A 5,703-nucleotide genomic window follows, 5' to 3' on the forward strand; every position below is an offset into this window, starting at 1 on the left:
GCTGTTAAGTGGGTGGGGGCCCCGAACCTGGTGGTTTGGGGCCCCTCACTTAATGTGGGTCCGGCGGTGACCTACTCTCCCACACCCTCCCGGGTGCAGTACCATCGGCGCTGTGGGTCTTAGCTTCCGGGTTCGGAATGGGACCGGGCGTTTCCCCCACGCTATGACCGCCGTAACTCTTTCTCCGCCCCCCGTTTTGCCACTCGTGGTGGTTGGGGGTGGAAGCTTTGTGGGTTACAACTGTGCTGCTTGGTTGTGTATTCAATTGTTGGTTCGCTGCACCCTTGGGTTGTTGGGTGGGAACCACATAGTGGACGCGTGCATTTTTGGTCTTACCAGCCGGTTTTTTGTTGGTGTACGTCCCTTTTGAAACGTTCACGCACCGGTGGTGTGTGGTGTAAGTTATCGGCCTATTAGTACCGGTCAGCTTCACAAGTCTTTAGTCCTTGCTTCCACGTCCGGCCTATCAACCCAGTGGTCTGGCTGGGGGCCTCCCAGGCTTAACACCTATGGAAATCTCATCTTGAAGCTGGCTTCCCGCTTAGATGCTTTCAGCGGTTATCCTCTCCGAACGTAGCTAATCAGCGGTGCACTTGGCAGTACAACTGACACACCAGAGGTTCGTCCGTCCCGGTCCTCTCGTACTAAGGACAGACCTTCTCAAATTTCCTGCGCGCGCAGCGGATAGGGACCGAACTGTCTCACGACGTTCTAAACCCAGCTCGCGTACCGCTTTAATGGGCGAACAGCCCAACCCTTGGGACCTACTCCAGCCCCAGGATGCGACGAGCCGACATCGAGGTGCCAAACCATGCCGTCGATATGGACTCTTGGGCAAGATCAGCCTGTTATCCCCGAGGTACCTTTTATCCGTTGAGCGACGGCCATTCCACAATGTGCCGCCGGATCACTAGTCCCGACTTTCGTCCCTGCTTGAGCTGTCGCTCTCACAGTCAAGCTCCCTTGTGCACTTACACTCGCCACCTGATTGCCAACCAGGCTGAGGGAACCTTTGGGCGCCTCCGTTACTCTTTAGGAGGCAACCGCCCCAGTTAAACTACCCATCAGGCACTGTCCCTGACCCGGATTACGGGCCGAAGTTAGATGTCCAGAGTGACCAGAGTGGTATTTCAACGATGACTCCACCGACACTGGCGTGCCGGCCTCAAAGTCTCCCACCTATCCTACACAAGCCACACCGAACACCAATACCAAACTATAGTAAAGGTCTCGGGGTCTTTCCGTCCTGCTGCGCGTAACGAGCATCTTTACTCGTACTGCAATTTCGCCGAGTTTATGGTTGAGACAGCGGGGAAGTCGTTACTCCATTCGTGCAGGTCGGAACTTACCCGACAAGGAATTTCGCTACCTTAGGATGGTTATAGTTACCACCGCCGTTTACTGGGGCTTAAATTCCCAGCTTCGCCCACAAGGGGCTAACCGGTCCTCTTAACCTTCCAGCACCGGGCAGGAGTCAGTCCGTATACATCGTCTTGCGACTTCGCACGGACCTGTGTTTTTAGTAAACAGTCGCTTCCCCCTGGTCTCTGCGGCCCACACCCGCTCCGGAAAGCAAGTCTCCATCACGGGGCAGGCCCCCCTTCTCCCGAAGTTACGGGGGCATTTTGCCGAGTTCCTTAACCATAATTCTCTCGATCGCCTTGGTATTCTCTACCTGATCACCTGTGTCGGTTTGGGGTACGGGCGGCTGGAACCTCACGTCGATGCTTTTCTCGGCAGCATAGGATCACCGGATTCCCCCATACGGGGGTCCCATCAGATCTCAGGCACATGAACGGCGGATTTGCCTACCGTTCGCCCTACATCCTTGGACCAGGACAACCATCGCCCGGCCCGGCTACCTTCCTGCGTCACACCTGTTAATACGCTTACCTCCCGGGATCAGGTCCCACGCTCCCCAAAAAACCTTCCACCACAAGGGCGGTCGGTCATGGTTCGGGTGGTTAGTATCCCCCGTTTGGTATGGGCGGTTCTTCGCCGGTACGGGAATATCAACCCGTTGTCCATCGACTACGCCTGTCGGCCTCGCCTTAGGTCCCGACTTACCCAGGGCAGATTAGCTTGACCCTGGAACCCTTGATCATTCGGCGGACGGGTTTCTCACCCGTCTTTCGCTACTCATGCCTGCATTCTCACTCGTGTAGGCTCCACCACTGGTTTCCACCGCGGCTTCACTGCCCACACGACGCTCCCCTACCCATCCACACCCCTGAACCAAAAGAACAAGTCTCCGGCTTGGGTATTATGTGAATGCCACAACTTCGGCGGTGTACTTGAGCCCCGCTACATTGTCGGCGCGGAATCACTTGACCAGTGAGCTATTACGCACTCTTTCAAGGATGGCTGCTTCTAAGCCAACCTCCTGGTTGTCTTCGCAACTCCACATCCTTTCCCACTTAGCACACGCTTAGGGGCCTTAGTTGGTGGTCTGGGCTGTTTCCCTCTCGACTATGAAGCTTATCCCCCACAGTCTCACTGCTGCGCTCTCACTTACCGGCATTCGGAGTTTGGCTGACGTCAGTAACCTTGTAGGGCCCATCGGCCATCCAGTAGCTCTACCTCCGGCAAGAAACACGCAACGCTGCACCTAAATGCATTTCGGGGAGAACCAGCTATCACGGAGTTTGATTGGCCTTTCACCCCTACCCACAGCTCATCCCCTCCATTTTCAACTGAAGTGGGTTCGGTCCTCCACGACGTCTTACCGTCGCTTCAACCTGGCCATGGGTAGATCACTCCGCTTCGGGTCTAGATCACGCCACTGCGTCGCCCTGTTCAGACTCGCTTTCGCTACGGCTTCCCCACACGGGTTAACCTCGCGACGTAACACTAACTCGCAGGCTCATTCTTCAAAAGGCACGCCGTCACCAGAACAGAGCTGGCTCCGACGGATTGTAAGCACACGGTTTCAGGTACTGTTTCACTCCCCTCCCGGGGTACTTTTCACCTTTCCCTCACGGTACTTGTCCGCTATCGGTCATTAGGTAGTATTTAGGCTTATCAGGTGGTCCTGACAGATTCGCACGGGATTTCTCGGGCCCCGTACTACTTGGGATACTCCCCCAGCGGCACCACGTATTTCGTTTACGGGACTAACACCCTCTACGGCCGGCCTTTCAAAACCGTTCAACTATACGCATACACTCACTGCACCAGTCCGGCAGAACTGATACGGGAAGTCCCACAACCCCGGCCATGCAACGCCCGCCGGCTATCACACATGGACCGGTTTAGCCTGATCCGCGTTCGCTCGCCACTACTGACGGAATCACTATTGTTTTCTCTTCCTGCGGGTACTGAGATGTTTCACTTCCCCGCGTTCCCTCCACGCACCCTATGTGTTCAGGTACGGGTCACCGGGTGACACCAAAGGCGCCCCCGGCGGGGTTTCCCCATTCGGACATCCTGGGATCAAAGTTCGGTTATCAACTCCCCCAGGCTTATCGCAGATTCCCACGTCCTTCTTCGGCTCCTAATGCCAAGGCATCCACCGTGTGCTCTTAAAAACTTGACCACAAAGATCAAAATAAAATGAGCTAAATCGAGAAAACCAATGGCAAACCACAACCCCAAAAAGAGCTGCGGCACCAGGTTTTCTAAAATTGCTTTTCCTCACAACAACAAACACTCCCCAGCCAAAAGCCGGACAATGCCCATCATCACGAGAAGATGCTCGCGTCCACTATGTAGTTCTCAAACAACAACCCCATCACCACCACCCACACACAACAAGCATGCGGGACGGACAGCGCGGGAACCCGGAAACAACCAGGCCATACCAAAATTGCTCAATACGGCCCTGTTATTTCAGGACCCAACAGTGTGCCAAACGACCCGGAACCACTCACACCCAACCAGATTTCCAACCACCCCCAAAGGGGGCAGCGTACTCACCAGCCGAACACTTTAAGTCCCGGCCCTGTTCCATCGATATTCCACCCATGAGCACCCACCAAAGAACAAACGTCTCTGATATGGGCATCTCCTGCAACCACCCGGCCACCACCATATAAGCGGCGCGGTGCGTTGAGGTGCTCCTTAGAAAGGAGGTGATCCAGCCGCACCTTCCGGTACGGCTACCTTGTTACGACTTAGTCCCAATCGCCGGTCCCACCTTCGACGGCTCCCTCCCCACAAGGGGGTTAGGCCACCGGCTTCGGGTGTTACCAACTTTCGTGACTTGACGGGCGGTGTGTACAAGGCCCGGGAACGTATTCACCGCAGCGTTGCTGATCTGCGATTACTAGCGACTCCGACTTCATGAGGTCGAGTTGCAGACCTCAATCCGAACTGAGACCGGCTTTTTGGGATTAGCTCCACCTCACAGTATCGCAACCCTTTGTACCGGCCATTGTAGCATGCGTGAAGCCCAAGACATAAGGGGCATGATGATTTGACGTCGTCCCCACCTTCCTCCGAGTTGACCCCGGCAGTCTCCTATGAGTCCCCGCCATAACGCGCTGGCAACATAGAACGAGGGTTGCGCTCGTTGCGGGACTTAACCCAACATCTCACGACACGAGCTGACGACAACCATGCACCACCTGTATACCGGCCCAAAAGGGGGCACCTGTTTCCAGGCGTTACCAGTACATGTCAAGCCTTGGTAAGGTTCTTCGCGTTGCATCGAATTAATCCGCATGCTCCGCCGCTTGTGCGGGCCCCCGTCAATTCCTTTGAGTTTTAGCCTTGCGGCCGTACTCCCCAGGCGGGGCACTTAATGCGTTAGCTACGGCGCGGAAAACGTGGAATGTCCCCCACACCTAGTGCCCAACGTTTACGGCATGGACTACCAGGGTATCTAATCCTGTTCGCTCCCCATGCTTTCGCTCCTCAGCGTCAGTAACAGCCCAGAGACCTGCCTTCGCCATCGGTGTTCCTCCTGATATCTGCGCATTTCACCGCTACACCAGGAATTCCAGTCTCCCCTACTGCACTCCAGTCTGCCCGTACCCACTGCAGACCCGGGGTTGAGCCCCGGGCTTTCACAGCAGACGCGACAAACCGCCTACGAGCTCTTTACGCCCAATAATTCCGGATAACGCTTGCGCCCTACGTATTACCGCGGCTGCTGGCACGTAGTTAGCCGGCGCTTCTTCTGCAAGTACCGTCACCCCGAAGGGCTTCTTCCCTACTGAAAGAGGTTTACAACCCGAAGGCATTCATCCCTCACGCGGCGTCGCTGCATCAGGCTTTCGCCCATTGTGCAATATTCCCCACTGCTGCCTCCCGTAGGAGTCTGGGCCGTGTCTCAGTCCCAGTGTGGCCGGTCACCCTCTCAGGCCGGCTACCCGTCGTCGCCTTGGTAAGCCATTACCTCACCAACAAGCTGATAGGCCGCGAGTCCATCCAAAACCGCATAAAGCTTTCCACCACCAGACCATGCGGCCGGCAGTCATATCCAGTATTAGACCCGGTTTCCCAGGCTTATCCCGAAGTTAAGGGCAGGTTACTCACGTGTTACTCACCCGTTCGCCACTAATCCCCGGTGCAAGCACCGGATCATCGTTCGACTTGCATGTGTTAAGCACGCCGCCAGCGTTCATCCTGAGCCAGGATCAAACTCTCCGTTGATGTATCACAGACACAACCAGCACACCCCGGAAAAAGGAGCACACTGATCGCACTAAATTTGAAACCAGCTAAAAAAACCATCCAACCACCACAGGGGCGGCAGCCAGA

Annotated in this window: 3 rRNA genes; all 3 read right to left on the reverse strand. The window is 55.8% G+C overall.

Going from position 1 to position 5,703, the window contains the following annotated elements:
- Window positions 1-58: 58 nt before the first annotated feature.
- Window positions 59-175: ribosomal RNA gene (gene rrf, locus ACX80B_RS18350) — 5S ribosomal RNA — on the reverse strand.
- Between the two features lie 217 nt (window positions 176-392).
- Window positions 393-3,535, reverse strand: a 23S ribosomal RNA gene (locus tag ACX80B_RS18355).
- A gap of 528 nt (window positions 3,536-4,063) precedes the next feature.
- Window positions 4,064-5,595: ribosomal RNA gene (locus ACX80B_RS18360) — 16S ribosomal RNA — on the reverse strand.
- Together the 16S, 23S and 5S rRNA genes form the textbook arrangement of a ribosomal RNA operon.
- Window positions 5,596-5,703 lie beyond the last annotated feature (108 nt).

The sequence above is a fragment of the Arthrobacter monumenti genome (assembly GCF_054511255.1).